This is a genomic window from Parvibaculum sp. (genome assembly GCF_030694575.1).
Taxonomy (GTDB): Bacteria; Pseudomonadota; Alphaproteobacteria; order Parvibaculales; family Parvibaculaceae; genus Parvibaculum.
Genome location: NZ_JAUYUS010000131.1, coordinates 1 through 15,171, shown reverse-complemented (window position 1 = coordinate 15,171; position 15,171 = coordinate 1). Strand labels below are relative to the sequence as shown.

At 63.7% G+C, this 15,171-nt stretch carries 17 protein-coding genes; 11 read left to right on the top strand and 6 right to left on the bottom strand.

Annotation, left to right across the window (positions count from 1 at the left end; all coding sequences use genetic code 11):
• Positions 1-74: 74 nt before the first annotated feature.
• From Q8S60_RS18175 to Q8S60_RS18165, 3 genes are all read left to right on the top strand, one after another.
• The gene (locus Q8S60_RS18175; protein ID WP_305277911.1) at positions 75-1,604 is read left to right on the top strand and encodes a M81 family metallopeptidase; all 1,530 of its coding nucleotides are present in this window, start codon (positions 75-77) and stop codon (positions 1,602-1,604) included.
• Between the two features lie 148 nt (positions 1,605-1,752).
• Entirely contained in the window at positions 1,753-2,520 is a 768-nt protein-coding gene (locus tag Q8S60_RS18170; RefSeq protein ID WP_305277909.1) for a hypothetical protein, read from the top strand.
• A gap of 51 nt (positions 2,521-2,571) precedes the next feature.
• Entirely contained in the window at positions 2,572-3,012 is a 441-nt protein-coding gene (locus Q8S60_RS18165; protein ID WP_305277907.1) for a nucleoside deaminase, read from the top strand.
• A gap of 53 nt (positions 3,013-3,065) precedes the next feature.
• On the opposite strand, the gene blaOXA is transcribed toward Q8S60_RS18165, so the two are convergent.
• Positions 3,066-3,860 carry a class D beta-lactamase gene (gene blaOXA / locus Q8S60_RS18160; protein ID WP_305277905.1) on the bottom strand — a complete coding sequence of 265 codons (795 nt, stop codon included), beginning with the start codon at positions 3,858-3,860 and terminating at the stop codon, positions 3,066-3,068.
• 177 nt (positions 3,861-4,037) lie between these two features.
• On the opposite strand from blaOXA, the gene arsB reads away from it, so the two are divergent.
• From arsB to Q8S60_RS18145, 3 genes are read left to right on the top strand one after another with little or no spacing between them, the layout of a single operon-like run.
• Positions 4,038-5,168 (top strand): ACR3 family arsenite efflux transporter, encoded by a 1,131-nt coding sequence (arsB, locus tag Q8S60_RS18155; RefSeq protein WP_370867293.1) that lies wholly within the window; start codon positions 4,038-4,040, stop codon positions 5,166-5,168.
• Positions 5,169-5,178: 10 nt separating this feature from the next.
• Positions 5,179-6,024: a universal stress protein gene (locus Q8S60_RS18150; protein WP_305277901.1), complete on the top strand. Its 846-nt coding sequence runs from the start codon at positions 5,179-5,181 to the stop codon at positions 6,022-6,024.
• A gap of 7 nt (positions 6,025-6,031) precedes the next feature.
• On the top strand, positions 6,032-6,436 hold the full coding sequence (locus Q8S60_RS18145) for an OsmC family protein (RefSeq protein WP_305277899.1): 405 nt from the start codon (positions 6,032-6,034) through the stop codon (positions 6,434-6,436).
• Positions 6,437-6,472: 36 nt separating this feature from the next.
• Here Q8S60_RS18145 and Q8S60_RS18140 read toward each other — a convergent pair whose 3' ends face one another.
• Positions 6,473-6,802, bottom strand: coding sequence for a putative quinol monooxygenase (locus tag Q8S60_RS18140; protein ID WP_305277897.1), 330 nt, complete (start codon positions 6,800-6,802; stop codon positions 6,473-6,475).
• A gap of 323 nt (positions 6,803-7,125) precedes the next feature.
• Between Q8S60_RS18140 and Q8S60_RS18135 the strand changes: the two genes are divergently transcribed.
• Positions 7,126-8,028 (top strand): AraC family transcriptional regulator, encoded by a 903-nt coding sequence (locus Q8S60_RS18135; protein WP_305277895.1) that lies wholly within the window; start codon positions 7,126-7,128, stop codon positions 8,026-8,028.
• Positions 8,029-8,044: 16 nt separating this feature from the next.
• Here the strand turns inward: Q8S60_RS18135 and Q8S60_RS18130 are convergent, their stop codons facing one another.
• From Q8S60_RS18130 to erpA, 4 genes are all read right to left on the bottom strand, one after another.
• A complete protein-coding gene (locus Q8S60_RS18130) occupies positions 8,045-8,449 on the bottom strand; it encodes a GFA family protein (RefSeq protein ID WP_305277893.1) in 405 nt (134 codons plus the stop codon).
• A gap of 283 nt (positions 8,450-8,732) precedes the next feature.
• Entirely contained in the window at positions 8,733-9,518 is a 786-nt protein-coding gene (gene xth / locus Q8S60_RS18125; protein ID WP_305277891.1) for an exodeoxyribonuclease III, read from the bottom strand.
• Positions 9,515-10,099 carry a PAS domain-containing protein gene (locus Q8S60_RS18120; protein WP_305277890.1) on the bottom strand — a complete coding sequence of 195 codons (585 nt, stop codon included), beginning with the start codon at positions 10,097-10,099 and terminating at the stop codon, positions 9,515-9,517. The genes xth and Q8S60_RS18120 overlap by 4 nt, the downstream gene beginning before the upstream one ends.
• Positions 10,100-10,193: 94 nt before the next feature.
• Positions 10,194-10,541 carry an iron-sulfur cluster insertion protein ErpA gene (erpA, locus tag Q8S60_RS18115; protein ID WP_305277888.1) on the bottom strand — a complete coding sequence of 116 codons (348 nt, stop codon included), beginning with the start codon at positions 10,539-10,541 and terminating at the stop codon, positions 10,194-10,196.
• A gap of 149 nt (positions 10,542-10,690) precedes the next feature.
• On the opposite strand from erpA, the gene Q8S60_RS18110 reads away from it, so the two are divergent.
• From Q8S60_RS18110 to Q8S60_RS18095, 4 genes are all read left to right on the top strand, one after another.
• Entirely contained in the window at positions 10,691-11,881 is a 1,191-nt protein-coding gene (locus tag Q8S60_RS18110; protein ID WP_305277886.1) for a deoxyguanosinetriphosphate triphosphohydrolase, read from the top strand.
• Positions 11,882-11,972: 91 nt separating this feature from the next.
• Entirely contained in the window at positions 11,973-13,724 is a 1,752-nt protein-coding gene (gene argS / locus Q8S60_RS18105; protein ID WP_305277884.1) for an arginine--tRNA ligase, read from the top strand.
• Positions 13,724-14,545, top strand: coding sequence for an SPOR domain-containing protein (locus Q8S60_RS18100; RefSeq protein ID WP_305277881.1), 822 nt, complete (start codon positions 13,724-13,726; stop codon positions 14,543-14,545). Before argS ends, Q8S60_RS18100 begins: the two co-directional genes overlap by 1 nt.
• Positions 14,542-15,171: glycoside hydrolase family 3 N-terminal domain-containing protein (locus tag Q8S60_RS18095; RefSeq protein ID WP_305668767.1), on the top strand; the 630-nt coding region annotated here is incomplete at its 3' end. The genes Q8S60_RS18100 and Q8S60_RS18095, both read left to right, overlap by 4 nt.

Here is a 15,171-nt window from a genome sequence, read left to right as displayed (position 1 = left end):
GGAACACCGGGATCCACGAGCGGTACGGCGGTCGGCACGGCGGATGGACCCCGGCTTTCGCCGGGGTGACACTTATGGTTGGGGTGAAAATGCGCATCGCCGTCGGCGGCTTCCAGCACGAGACCAATACCTTCGCGCCGTCGAAGGCGGATTTCGCCGCCTTCGCGCAGCCGGATTCATGGCCGGCGCTGCAGCGGGGCGCGCCGCTTCTCACCGCCTTCGAGGGCATGAACATTCCCGTCGCCGGCTTCATCGCGGCGGCGTCCCATGCGCGCCACGAACTCGTGCCGCTGGTCTGGTGCTCGGCGACGCCGTCCGCCCATGTGACGGAAGACGCCTTCGAGCGCATCTCCGCCATGATGATCGAGGACATTTTCCGCGCGGGCCGGCTCGACGCCGTCTATCTCGATCTCCACGGCGCGATGGTGACGGAGCATTTCGACGACGGCGAAGGCGAGCTGCTGCGCCGCGTGCGCGAGGCGGTCGGGCCCGATGTGCCGGTGGTGGCGAGCCTCGATCTTCACGCCAATGTCACGCCGGAAATGGTCGAACATGCCGATGCGCTCATCGCCTACCGCACCTATCCGCATGTCGACATGGCGGTCACGGGCGCGCGCGTCGCCGCTCATCTCGATGCGATGTTCGACGGCATGCCGCGTCAGGCGAAGGCGATGCGCAAGCTCGACTTCCTGATGCCGCTCACCTCGCAATGCACGCTGACCGAGCCCTCCGCGCATATCTATGCGCTGGTGGAGGCGCTCGACGGCAAGGTCATCGGCAATGGCCGCGTCGGCAGCGTCTCGGTCGCGGGCGGTTTCGCACCAGCGGACATTCCCGGCTGTGGCCCCGCCGTCATCGCCTATGCCGACACCGTCGCGGCGGCGGAAGAGGCCGTGACGCGCCTCGCGGACGAGATCGCCGCCAGCGAGAAGGATTTCAACGAGAAGCTCTGGAGCGCGGCCGACGCCGTCGCCTATGCGATCGAAAACGCAGAAGCAGGCGAGGGGCCCATCGTCCTCGCCGACACGCAGGACAATCCTGGCGCCGGCGGCAATGGCGACACGATCGGCATCCTTGCCGAGCTGATCGCGCAGGAGGCGCCCTCCGCCGCGCTCGGCGTGCTGTTCGATCCGGAAAGCGCCGCGGAGGCGGCGGCAGCGGGCGAGGGCGCGAGGGTCCGTCTCCGCCTCGGTGCGAAGACCGGCGGTGCGCCGGAGGAAAAGCCCATTGAGCATGAGTTCGAGGTCGTGCGCATCACCAATGGCGAATTCCTCGCCACCGGGCCCTTCTATGGCGGCTCGCGCATGTCGCTCGGCGTCACCGCGCGGCTCAGAACCGGCGGCGTCGAGGTCGTCGTCGCGTCCCGCAAGGCTCAGTGTGCGGACCGGGAGATGCTCCGCCATACGGGCATCGAACCCGCCGCGCTTGGCATCCTCGTCGTCAAGAGTTCCGTCCATTTCCGCGCCGATTTCGGACCGATGGCAAAGGAAGTCCTGATCGTCGAAAGCCCCGGCCCGAACACCGCCAACCTCTCGAAGCTCCCCTACACGAAACTCCGCAAAGGCATCCGCGTGATGCCGATGGGGAAGGCGTTCGGCGAGTAGACCGGGAGCCATCTTCCCCGCGCTCATCGTTGATCCTCGTCAATGACGGGCCCTCCACGTCCCGCTACCAAGGACGGGCGGCGATGCTGGGGCGGGAGCCCGGGCTCTCCGTGTGAGTCCCCGTGAAACTCTCTGTGGAGGACGCCAGATGTTCCGGCAAATTTTTCTTTTCACCGCCGCGCTGCTTGTCCTTGCGGCGCCGCCCGCCGTCGCGGAGACGGAGTCAACTTTCGAAGTCGACGCCTATGTGGCTCTCGATGCCTATCAGGGGCTGGTCGAGGAGCATCTCGCCGGCACCTTGCGCGCCATCAGGACGCTGGCGGTCACATCGGAGGCGCAGACGGGAGAATGGACAGCCGTCAAGCCGCTGCTGGACCGGTTGAGCGACGAGCTGACCACGGATGCGACCGTCTGGTTCGCCCTGCCGGATGGCAGCTATGCCTCGACGGCGAGCGGGCAGAGCACCGAGACGCTGAGCGACCGCGCCTATTTTCCGGACCTGCTGGCGGGAGAGGATGTCGAGGGCAGTCTGGTCGTCAGCAAATCGACCGGCCACCGCTCGATCATCGTCGCGACGCCCGTCGCCAGGGACGGCAAGGTCGTCGCCATGATCGGCGTTTCCCTGCGGGCGCGTCTTGTTTCGCAGTTCGTGACCGAAATGACGGACCTGCCGGACAACTTGACCTTCTACGCACTGGACTCCGACGGGCAGGCGGCCATTCACCGCAATCCCGAATTGATGTTCCAGTTCCCTTCCGATCTGGGAGACCCCTCGCTCAAGGCGGCGACCGAGACAATCCTGTCGCAACCGCGCGGCAGGATCGGGTACCGTTTCCAGGAGACCGACAGGGTCGGCGTCTTCAACAAGTCGGAGGCCACGGGCTGGCACTTCGTCCTTGTACAGATCGAAGACTGAACGAGCGCAGGCCGTGTCTCTTGAAGGGCCCGCTTCGCAAAAGGGGAGACGATGGATCGCTTCATGAAGGCCGCGCTCGACGAGGCGAGGCAGGGCCTCGCCGAGGGCGGCATCCCGATCGGGTCGGTGCTTGTTCATGACGGGAAGATCATCGGGCGCGGTCACAACCGCCGCGTCCAGAATGGAAGCGCCGTGCTTCATGCCGAGATGGATGCGCTGGAGAATGCCGGGCGCTTGTCCGCCTCGGTCTATCGCCGATCCACCCTCTACACCACGCTCTCGCCCTGCGCCATGTGCAGCGGTGCGGTTCTGCTCTATGGCATCCCGAAAGTGGTGATCGGCGAGAACCGCAGCTTCACCGGCGAAGAGACGCTTCTGCGGTCGCGCGGCGTGGAGCTCGAAATTCTTCAGGACGAAGACTGCATCGCGCTGATGCGCGGCTTCATCGAAGCAAGGCCCGATCTCTGGAACGAGGACATAGGCGAGCCCTGAAACGCGTCACCGCTCCTTTTTCACCCTCCCACAGGGGGAGGGTGAAAAGATTTTTACAAAACCCCCAACTCCCCCAGCAGCTTCTTCGCCAGAGGCACCCGCAACCCGACCTGCTCCTTGTCCTTCATGTCGATATTGAGCGCGAAGCTGAAAATCTTGCCCTCGCGCTCGACCCAGCCGACGAACCAGCCGATATCCACCTCGTCGTCGCGGAAGAGCCAGCCCGTCTTGCCGTAAAGCTTCGCGCCGTCCATCTCTTCCATGAGCAAAATATCGCGCACCATTTCCTGGCTGCGGTCCGACAGCGGCAGTGTGTTCGTCGCGAGCGCGGCGACGAAGCGCGCTTCCTCGACGGCGCTGATTTCGAGCGGCCCGTCGAGCCAGAAGCGGTCCACCACCGTTCCGGGATCGCGATTGCCGTAATCGAGTTTCGCGAGCATCTCCTTCATTCGCTCAAGGCCGATCCGTCGCGCGACTTCCTGATAGACCGGCACGTTGGAGACGCGGATCGCGTCCCGCATGCTCATGTCCTTTTCCCATTGCGTGAAGGGTTGCGGCTTGCCGCCATAGGGCAGCACCTCGTCGACGTCCGCGACCGCGCCGGTCTCGAGCGCGATCAGGCTGTTGGCGATCTTGAAGGTCGAGGCGGGCGGGTAGCGCCGCTCCGCGCGCGCCACATTGACGGTCGTGAGTTCGCCCTTCGCGACGTCCAGCAGAACGAAGGAGCCGCGCACACCATCGGCATCGAAGATGCGCCCGAGGTCGGCCCGCTCCTCCGCCACCGCGCTTCCGGCGAAGGCGAGACACAGAAAGGCGGCGGCACCCGCACACAGACTTTTCGAAACCATATGGAAAACCCTCTCACGAGACATTGCTATCGAAGAGGTTTCTGCCGCCAATTCATGGTGACAATTGGGCGGGCTTTCCTTTTCGATCCTCCTGCAACCCTCGTCGAGGGTCGGATTGACGCATTGAAGAAGGCCGGCGAAAAGTTCATACATCGTTGAATCCGGTTTTCGGGAAGGATGGCCGGGGGGAGATCGCCGGCTCCGGAATTGAAGGACGTCAACGTGTCGGTATTTGATCGCTATCTCTCGCTCTGGGTCGCCTTGTGCATCGTCGCAGGGGTCCTTTTGGGCAATCTCCTTCCGGGTGTCTTTCGGACGATTGCAGGCTGGGAATATGCCTCTGTCAATCTCGTCGTCGCCGTCCTGATCTGGGCGATGGTCTATCCGATGATGGTCGCGGTCGATTTCGCGAGCCTGCGCCATATCCACAAGCGCCCGAAGGGCCTCGTCATCACCATCGTCATCAACTGGCTGATCAAGCCCTTCACCATGGCCGCCCTCGGCGTCCTGTTCTTCCAGGTCGTGTTCGCCGATCTGATCGAGCCCGCGGACGCGCAGCAATATATCGCGGGGCTGATCCTTCTCGGCGCGGCGCCCTGCACGGCAATGGTCTTCATCTGGTCGCAACTGACCCGGGGCGATGCCAATTACACGCTTGTCCAGGTGTCGCTGAACGACGTCATCATGATCTTCGCTTTCGCGCCGATCGTGGCCTTTCTGCTGGGCGTGACCGACATCGATGTGCCGTGGGAGACATTGCTCCTCTCTGTCGGCCTCTATGTCGTCATTCCGCTCGCCGCCGGGGCTGCGACGCGTGCGGTTCTAGTCGGCAGGGCGAGCAATGGCGCAGGGGGCGAAATGCAGGTCGCCCGCTTCACCGCGGCGGTGAAGCCGTTCTCGATCCTCGGGCTGCTTGCAACCGTGGTTCTCCTGTTTGGCTTCCAGGGACATGTGATCGTCGAAGACCCGTTGCTGATCGCGCTGATCGCGGTTCCGCTGCTGATCCAGTCCTACGGCATCTTTGTCCTCGCCTATGCCGCAGCCTGGGCGTGGCGCGTGCCTCACAATGTCGCCGCGCCCTGCGCCCTGATCGGAACCTCGAACTTCTTCGAACTGGCCGTCGCCGTGGCCATAGGTCTCTTCGGCCTCAATTCCGGCGCGGCGCTCGTAACGGTCGTGGGCGTTCTGGTGGAAGTGCCGGTGATGCTGTCGCTCGTCGCCTTCGCAAACCGGACCCGGAGCCATTTCCCTGCCGCTGCGGACGAGATGCCCGAATATCTGGTTGCCGGAACGGAACCGGAAAATTGAGGAGGGAATGATGTTCAGGAAAGCTCTTGTCGGCGTCGACCAGTCTCCGGCTGAAGGGTCGCTGCTGTCCTGCCTGCCCGATCTCGGCCGATGGGGCATCGAATCCGTCGTTCTCGCCTATGTGATCCGTATCGGTTATGCCCAAGGTGCGGGCTATGGGCATGAAGATGACTTCCGGGCCTGGCTTGAAAGGGATGCCGTCCCGATCCGGCAAGCCGGATTGACGGTGACCACCTCGGTCACCGCGAGCGGTGTTCCTGCGGAAGAACTTCTGTCGGTCGCCCGATCTCAGGGCGCGGATCTCGTGGTGGTCGGCTCCCGCAGTCATAATTTTCTCCATGAGATATTCCTCGGCAGCGTCGCGAGGGAGGTCATTCGCAAGTCGGAACTGCCGGTCCTGATCGAGCGGCTTGAACCAACAAGGGCAGGGCAGGCCGAGACATGTGCCGCGGTCTGCGGCCGGGCGCTCGACCGGATTCTGCTGGCGACCGATCTGTCTCCGCAATCCAGAGCGGCGGAAGATGCGGCCGTGCGGCTGGCGGCCAAGGCGGGACATATCGACTGTCTTACCGTGCTCGCCAATGACGCCGGCGAAGACGAACGAAAAGCGGCAGAGGCGAGACTTCAGGGTATCGTCCGCCGCATCGAGGACAGCGGTGGCAATGCCGGGTCACGGATCGAGAGTGGCGATCCTGCGGAGATCATCGCGCGCATCGGCCAGGAGGGTTACTCCCTGATTATCGTCGGCAAACATGGCCGGAACTGGGTCGCGGGCAAAATCATCGGCAGCACGGCCGCCGGGGTTTGCGAAATCTCGCGGCGTCCGGTTCTCATGATGCCGCTGCAAAAGGAATAGACCAGCCATGCTCGAATATTCCGTCGAGGCCCGCAGGATCGATGGTCATGGCAGCCTTGCCACGGCGAAGAGCGCCGAGATCGCGCTCGACACCGATATGAAGGGCCGCGAGGACGCCTTCAATCCCGCCGAGTTGTTGCTCGCCGCCGTTGCGGCCTGCATGATCAAGGGCATCGAGCGGGTGACGCCGATGTTGAAGTTCGATCTGAGGGGCGTCGAGGTGAAGCTTCACGGTGTCCGGCAGGACAGTCCGCCGAAGATGATTTCCATCGACTACGAGATCATCGTCGATACGGACGAGAGCGATCATCGGCTCGACCTGCTGCACAGCAATGTCCGCAAATACGGCACGATCTCGAACACGGTTGCCGAAGCCACCCGGCTGGAGGGCACCATCCGAAGGCGCGGATGAGCCGCCTTCACGCGGTTCAAATCTCGTTGGTGGAAGTCACGCCGCGCAGGTAGCAATCTCCGGCGTGCCTCCCGCCGCATAGCGCATGAATTTGTGCATCGTCACCTCGCCCTCGACCAGCGCCGCGCCTTTCTCGAAAAAGGCCTGGAGATAGGGCGTCTCGAAATGCGCGTCGAGATATTCCGCCGAGCGCCAACTCTCATAGAGCAGCCAGATGTCGGGATCGTCCTCCGACTGGTGCACCTCGTAGCCGAGGCACCCCTCTTCGGCGAGTGTCGGCGGCACGAGCAGGCAGAGTTCCCGTCCGAGTGCGAGCGTCTGGCCGGGCCGGGCGCGGATGAAGGCGATGATGGTGAGTTCGGTCATGGCTATCTCCTCGCGGATGGGAGCGGGTACACGCGCCGCCGTGAGGGCGGCGGCGCGTGCGGCCGGGGCGGGCCGGATGGCCTGCCGATTTTCGGTATGCCGGGCGGCGGTGCCGGACTGGTATCCGTCGGGGAGGAGCCGCCCGTGAGGATGATGATGACGCATGAGGGGGCGGGGCCGATAGACCGGAACTCGCCGGTTATTGCACGATCCTGCGGAAATAGCGGTGGGGGCGGGACGGGGCGCTGCGACCGGCGTATATTGAAACTCACCGACAAGCATCCAACTTGTTGTTTTTACACACATACGCAAGGCCGATGCCGATGAATGGGCTTTCCGAACTCTCCTCCCTGATTGATCGATTCGCGCCGGAAGACGGCTCCGCGCCGACCGCGCTGCCGCGCCTTCACCTGGCCCGCATGACCTCGCCGACGCAGCCCATGCACTCGGTGCAGCAGCCCGCGCTCTGCATCGCCGCGCAGGGCCGCAAGCAGATGATCCTCGGCGACCGCATCTACACCTACGAACCCTCGAACTATCTTCTCGTCTCCGCCGACCTTCCGGTCGTCGGCTGCGTGATGGAGGCGAGCCCGGAGAAACCCTATCTCGGCATGCGCCTCGACATCGACCAGTCGGCGCTGGCCGCGCTGATGCTCGAAATGGATCGCAACGCAAAGCCGAACGAGGCGCCGGGGTCGGGTATTCTCATGAGCCCGCTCACCGGTTCGCTGCTCGATGCCGCGATCAGGCTTCTCCGTCTGCTGGAAGACCCCTGCGGCGCGCCGATCCTCGCACCGATGATCGAGCGCGAGATTCACTATCGTCTCCTCACCGGCGATCAGGCCGTGCGGCTGCGCCAGATCGCGCTTGCCGACAGCAAGCTCAGTCAGGTCAACCGCGCCATTTCATGGATCAAGCAGAATTACGCGCGGCCCTTCCGCATCGAGACCGTCGCGGCGGAAGCGCGCATGAGCCCGTCGTCGCTGCACGAGCATTTCAAGGCCGTCACCGCGATGAGCCCGCTTCAATATCAGAAGCAGATCCGGCTTCAGGAAGCGCGGCGCCTCATCGTCGGGGAGGCAGTCGACGCGGCGACGGCGGCGCATCGCGTCGGCTATGACAGCCCGTCGCAATTCAGCCGCGAATACAGCCGTCTCTTCGGCGCTCCGCCGATGCGCGACGCTGAACGCCTTCGCGCCGCGCCGGAAATCGGGGTTGCCGTCTGACGAAGCCGGCTCGCTTCTAGTTGCCTTCCCGTGCGGGCAGGGCTGCGTCGAAGCCGTGCATCCATGCAAGCCGTGAGGCGGTCCATATCTGCGATGTCGGTTCGATCGCTTCCGGGTCGTCGAGCGAGGCGGCCGTCACGTCGATGCTCGCACCCTTGTCCTTCAGAAACTGGAAAACAATCTGTGTACCGCATTCTTCGCAAAAACCGCGTTCGGCGGCATCGGAAGATTTGTAGAATTTGAGTGCGCCCTTCACGATGCGGAAATGGTCGCCCTTGATCATGAACCACGGCACGACCGGCGCGCCCGCCGCGCGCTGGCACATGCGGCAATGGCAATGTGCGCAGCCATCGTAGCCGCCGGTCACTTCGTAACGCACGGCGCCGCAGAGGCAGCCGCCAGTGAGGGGAAAGTCGGGCATGATCGGAGCTCCCGTTCGGTCAGAATTCGTCACCGGAAAAGGTAACGCGCATGCACGCAAAAACCGGGGACAAAAATTCTCGTCTCCGGCGCAGGAAATTTTCACATGGCGATTTATCCCCGGCCGGTATTTCTCGTCAGGTAGGGCGCGCCAGGGCGGGGACAAGTGGCGGCGCTGGCGGGGATAACAGGCCCGCGACGGATGCCGAAGCCGATCGTGACATTTTCATGACAGTTCGATGACAGCCGTCCGTTTTCTCCCCGATTTCGAGGGGCGGACGGCCTCAGCCGATGTCGAGTTCAACCCAGATCGGCACGTGATCGGAGGGCTTCTCGCGGCCTCTGACGGCGCGGTCGATATCGCTTCCCTTCAGCCGGTCGGCGGCTTGCGGTGACAGCAGAAGATGGTCGATGCGGATGCCGTTATCCTTCGTCCAGGCGCCCGCCTGATAGTCCCAGAACGTGTAGCGATGCGCTTCCCGGTGGCAGGCGCGGAAGGCATCGGTGAGGCCGAGATTGGTCAGTTCACGGAACTTCGCCCGCGTCTCCGGCCGGAACAGTGCATCGTTCGCCCAGGCGGCCGGATCGTGTACGTCGTCGATGGTCGGGATGACATTGTAGTCGCCCGCCAGCACCAGCGGTTCCTCATAGGCCAGCAGGCCGCGCGCATGATCGATCAGGCGGTCCATCCAGCTCAGCTTGTAGGTGAACTTGTCCGTGTCGACCGGGTTGCCGTTCGGCAGATAGATCGATGCCACGCGCACAACGCTTCCGTTCGCGCTCACCACGGCTTCGATGTAACGGGCATGGTCGTCGCCGTCATTGCCGGGCAGGCCGCGGCTCACATCCTCGAGCGGATATTTGGAGAGAATGGCGACGCCGTTATAGGTCTTCTGTCCATTGACGGCGACGTTGTAACCGAGGTCTTCGATGGGCCCATGCGGGAAGTTCTCGTCGGTGCATTTCAGTTCCTGAAGGCAGACGACGTCGGGCTCGGCCTCCTTCAGCCAGTCGACGAGATTGGGGAGCCGCGCCTTGATGGAATTCACATTGAAACTGGCGATCTTCATGGCGCTCTCCCGGCTTTCGATGCTACGTGCTCCTCGGCGGCCCTTACAATAGCAGCATCGTCCGGTATGCCCGCGCCGAGATCGATGAAGTCGATCCATGTTGCAGGCCGCATGAAAAGCGGCGCTTCGCGCTTCTCCGCGAGGCCGCGCTCGATCGGCGTTACGGTCAGCACCATCATCTGTCCGGCCCCGCCGTCGCCCCGCAGCGGCAATCCCGTCACCTCGACTTCGGACGCGTCGCCCCGTCCGTATTCCTCGCGATGGACGGAGACGAAGCCGCAAGGCAGAGCATGGAACGCAGCGATCCGCGCCACCGCGCGCGCGACCTGCACCGGCGCGGCGAAATCGCCATAGCGCTTGCCGGTAATGTCGATGCCCTGATGTTCGGCGATGCCGGTGCCTGCAAGACGGAAGACGAGATCGCCTTCAAATACCTCGAGGATGACGAGATGAGGGAGGATCGGTGCGGTCGCGGAATTCACCTTGAAGGCACTGCGCAACGGTATCGCGTCGCTGCTTCTGATCGACTTCCAGTATTGCTCCAGCTTCTTTCCGGCATCCGTCCTTGCGCTTGTCGTCATAGCCCAGCTCGCACTCCCTCACGCAGAATCACTCAACGCCGGTGAGAATACGCGGATGGGCGTCTCGGCAAAACGCGGAGTTCGCCGTGCGGGACTAAACAGAGAACGAAGTGCCGCAGCCGCAGGACGCGGTCGCGTTTGGATTGTTGATCTTGAAGGCCGAGCCGATCAGGTCGTCGACGTAATCGATTTCCGAGCCGGCGAGATAAGCGACGGATACGGAATCGATCAGCACCTTCACGCCATTCTTTTCGAGCACCAGATCGTCGTCATTGCGAAGATCGTCCAGCGTGAAACCATACTGGAAACCGGAACAGCCGCCGCCCTGCACCGCAACGCGCAGCATCACGCCTCCGCCCTCGCCTTCGAGAATGCGGGCGATCCGCTTCGCGGCACGGTCGGTCAGGGTGATGGCGGTCGGCTCGATTGTGGCAATATCCATCGTCTGCTCCTGCGGAGGAGGGCCGGATGCTTTCGGCTTCCAACGCTACGAAATTTAGCTTAGCAGATATGTAATCGCTGAGGGGCCGCTTTTCAAACCATGGCCTCCGGTCATATGCCGCTAACCCCATACAGAATAGAGGGTTTCTCTTGCCGATAGCCAATCCCGCCGCGACCGCGCCCTATGCCACGCGCGCCGAGGAGACGCGAGGGCGGCTTTTCCATGAGCCCGAAAGCGCCACACGGACGCCGTTCCAGCGCGACCGCGACCGCATCATTCACTCAGGCGCCTTCCGGCGGCTCAAATACAAGACGCAGGTCTTCGTCTATCACGAGGGCGACAATTACCGGACGAGGCTTTCGCATTCGCTGGAGGTGTCGCAGATCGCGCGCTCCGTCGCGCGCGTGCTCGGCCTCGACGAGGACCTCGCCGAGACGCTGGCGCTGGCGCACGATCTCGGCCACACGCCGTTCGGCCATGCCGGCGAAACCGCGCTCGACAGTTGCATGCGGGACTTCGGCGGCTTCGATCACAACGCCCAGACGCTCCGCATCGTTACCAAGCTCGAACATCGCTATGCGCTGTTCGACGGTCTCAATCTCACCTGGGAAACGCTTGAGGGGCTCGTGAAGCATAATGGTCCTGTCGTGACGCCGGGGCGGACGATGGACGACCTGCCGCGCGCGCTCGCCGAGTATGCGGAGACGCAGGATCTCGAACTGGCAACATATGCGGGACCGGAAGCGCAGGTCGCGGCGCTGGCGGACGACATCGCCTACAACAACCACGACATCGATGATGGTCTTCGCGCCGGCCTCTTCAGCATCGACGACCTGATGGCGCTGCCGCTCGTCGGCGATGTGTTCCGGGGCGTCGTCGATCGTTATCCCGGCCTGGAAACGACACGTGTGATCCATGAGGCGGTCCGCGATCTCATCGGCGCGATGATCGGCGACCTTCTCGCGGAGACGAACCGCCGCCTCGCAGAGGCAAAGCCTGGCTCTGCGGCCGATGTCCGCGCGATGAACCGGCCGCTGGTGGGCTTCACGAGCGAAATGACGGAGCACAACGCCGCCCTCAAGGCTTTTCTTTTCGAGCGCATGTACCGGCACTACCGGGTCAACCGCTCCATGAGCAAGGCGCGCCGGATCGTTCGCGATCTCTTCGGCCTCCTGCACGGGGAACCGGATCAGCTGCCGCCGGAATGGCAGACGGGCTGCGACGGGCCCGGCGGCTTCAAGACCGCCCGAAGGGTCTGCGACTTCATCGCCGGGATGACCGACAAGTTCGCCATAGAGGAGCATGCGCGGCTTTTCGACCTCCACGATCCGCGGGCCTGAGGGGCCGGGGCTGGAAACGGCGGGAAGGCACGGCTAGAGTGCGCGCCGCGCGGCAGATTCCGTCGCGCTGAACGGTTAAGTGACGGCAGCAATGAATATTTTTCGGTATTTCGAGGGTCGTGTGGAGGCTGCATTGCGCGGTCTTGAGGAGGAGGGTGCTCTGCCGTCCGGCCTCGATCTGGCGCGGGTGGCCGTCGAGCCGCCGCGCGATCCCTCGCATGGCGATCTCTCGACCAATGCCGCGATGGTGCTGGCGAAGCCTGCCGGCGTCAATCCGCGCGAGCTTGCCGGGCAGCTTGCCGCCAGGCTCGGCGCCGAGGAGGCCGTCACGGAAGTCGGTGTGGCCGGTCCGGGCTTCATCAATCTCAGGCTCAATCCCTCCTTCTGGCAGGCGCGCATTCCGGAAATCCTTCGCTCCGGGCCCGCATACGGCGCGAGCGATGTCGGCGCGGGCGAAGCGGTCAATGTCGAATATGTCTCGGCCAATCCGACGGGGCCGATGCATGTCGGCCATGTGCGCGGCGCGGTCTTTGGCGATGCGCTCTGCAACCTTCTCGAGAAGGTTGGCTACAAGGTCTGCCGCGAATATTACATCAACGATGCCGGCGGCCAGATCGAAGTGCTGGCGCGCAGCGCCTTCCTTCGTTACCGCGAAGCGCTGGGCGAGGACATCGGTCAGATACCTGAAGGTCTCTATCCCGGCGATTATCTGAAGCCGGTCGGCCAGGCGCTCGTCGCCACGCACGGCAAGAGCTTGCTTGAGAAGGACGAGCCGGAGGCACTTTCCATCGTCCGTGAAGCGGCCGTCGAGGCGATGATGGAGCTGATCCGCGGCGATCTGGGCGTGCTCGGCATTGTCCACGAAACCTTCTTTTCCGAACTGGCACTCCACAGGTCCGGTTCCGTCGAACAAACGCTCAAGGTGCTGGAGGACAAGGGCCTCATCTATATCGGTGAACTTGAACCGCCGAAGGGTGAGGTGCCGGACGACTGGGAAGCGCGGCCGCAGACGCTGTTCCGGTCGACGGAATTCGGCGACGACACCGACCGGGCGTTGAAGAAGTCCGACGGAAGCTGGACCTATTTCGCGCCCGACATCGCCTACCACCTCGACAAATACAACCGCGGCTACCGGACCATGATCGACGTCTGGGGCGCCGATCATTCCGGCTATATCAAGCGCATGAGGGCGGCGATCGCTGGGGTGACGGACGGCAATGCCGATTTCGATGTGAAGATCTGCCAGCTGGTCCGTCTTTTTCGGAACGGGGAACCGGTCAAGATGTCGAAGCGCTCCGGCGATTTCGTCACCTTGCGCGAGGTCGTGGACGAGGTCGGCAAGGACGTCGTGCGCTTCATGATGCTGACGCGGAAGAACGATGCGCCGCTCGATTTCGACTTTGCCAAGGTGATGGAGCAGTCGCGCGACAATCCGGTGTTCTATGTGCAGTATGCCAATGCGCGCATCCATTCGGTGCTGCGCAACGTGGCGGAGGAGGGCACCTACGATCTCTCCGATGGCGCCCTTGCCAATGCCGATTTCACGCTTCTCGCCGACGAGGCGGAAATGGCGCTGCTGAAGCTTATGGCGAGCTTTCCCCGCCAGGTCGAACAGGCGGCGCTGGCGCATGAACCGCACCGTATCGCCTTCTATCTCGACGATCTTGCCGCCGCCTTTCATGGCTTGTGGAACAAGGGCAAGGACGATCACTCGCTCCGCTTCATTCGCGCCGACCACCGGGATGTTACGCTTGCAAGGCTCGCGCTGATTCGCGCCGCTGCCTATGTCATAGCAGCCGGTTTGGGGATTCTGGGGGTCGAACCGACCGAGGAGATGCGCTGATGTCGCACAGAGATGGCGACTGGGACGACGAACCGGAATACGATATCGACCCGGATATCGAGGAATATGAAGGCTACGAGGATGACAGCGGGGATGGTGGCAATCGCCGCAGCCTCATGCTGCTCAGTGTCATCGCGCTGCTCGTGGTTTTCGCAGGCGTCGTGTTTCTCGCATATCGTCAGGGCAACGATCAGGGAATGAACGGCATGCCGCCCATCTTGCGGGCCGATGGCGAGCCGACGAAGGAAGTGCCCGAAAATCCCGGCGGCAAGAAATTTCCGCATCAGGATGCCGGCGTCTACAACCGCATCGCGGGCGACGGGAAGACGGCGCCGGGCGACAGCGAACAATTGCTTCCGCCTGCGGAAGAGCCGCTGGCGATCGAAAACCAGGATGTCCCGCCCGCCGACCGGCAGGCGCTGGACCGCATGGCCCAGGCGATCGAAAGCTCACCGCTCGCGCCCACGGGAGAGGATGAGCCGGGGGCAAGGGTCGAGGATGCCGCCCCTGTCGAGGAAGAGCCTCCGGTTCAGGAGCCGGCGCCCGCTGTCCAGCAGCCTGCGGCGGCGACGGCAGGCGGGTATGTCGTGCAACTCGCGGCATTCCGCGACGAGGCGTCCGCGCGCGATGCCTTCGGCAAGTTGCAGGCAAAATATCCGGACCTGCTCGGTTCGCTCGGTGTCGATATCCAGCGCGCGGATTTGGGCGACAAGGGCATCTACTACCGGTTGCGCGCCGGCTATCTCGACAAGTCCGCGGCCGATGCGCTGTGCGGTCAGCTTGAGGCAAAGGGCCAGGGGTGTCTGGTGAGGCCGCGGTGAGCCTTCGCGCGGCGATCTATGGCTGTGCCGGAACCGAACTCGGCAGCGCAGAGCGATCCTTCTTTCGCGAAGCTCGTCCCTGGGGTTTCATTCTTTTCGCGCGCAATGTCGCTGACCCCGCACAGCTTCGTTCACTCACTGCCGATCTGCGCGAAGCTGTCGGCTACGACGCGCCGGTTCTGATCGATCAGGAAGGCGGGCGCGTTCAGCGCCTGCGGCCGCCTCACTGGCGCGCCTGGCCGGCGGGACGGCGATATGGCGAGCTTTACGCGCGCGATGCCGAAAAGGGTCTGGCGGCCGCGCGGCTCGGTGCGCAGCTCATGGCGGTTGAGCTTCGCGACGTCGGCATCACCGTCGATTGTCTTCCCGTCCTCGATGTACCTGTCCCGGGCGCGCATGACGTCATTGGCGACCGCGCCTATGCGGAGACGCCGGACATCGTGGCGGCACTCGGTCTGGCCGCGGCCGAAGGTCTGCTGTCGGGTGGCGTGCTGCCGGTCGTGAAACACATGCCGGGCCATGGTCGCGCCGGCGTCGACAGTCACAAGAGTTTGCCGGTGGTCGACACGCCGAGGGCCGACCTGGAGCGGATCGACTTCGCACCATTCCGCGCACTCCGGCAGATG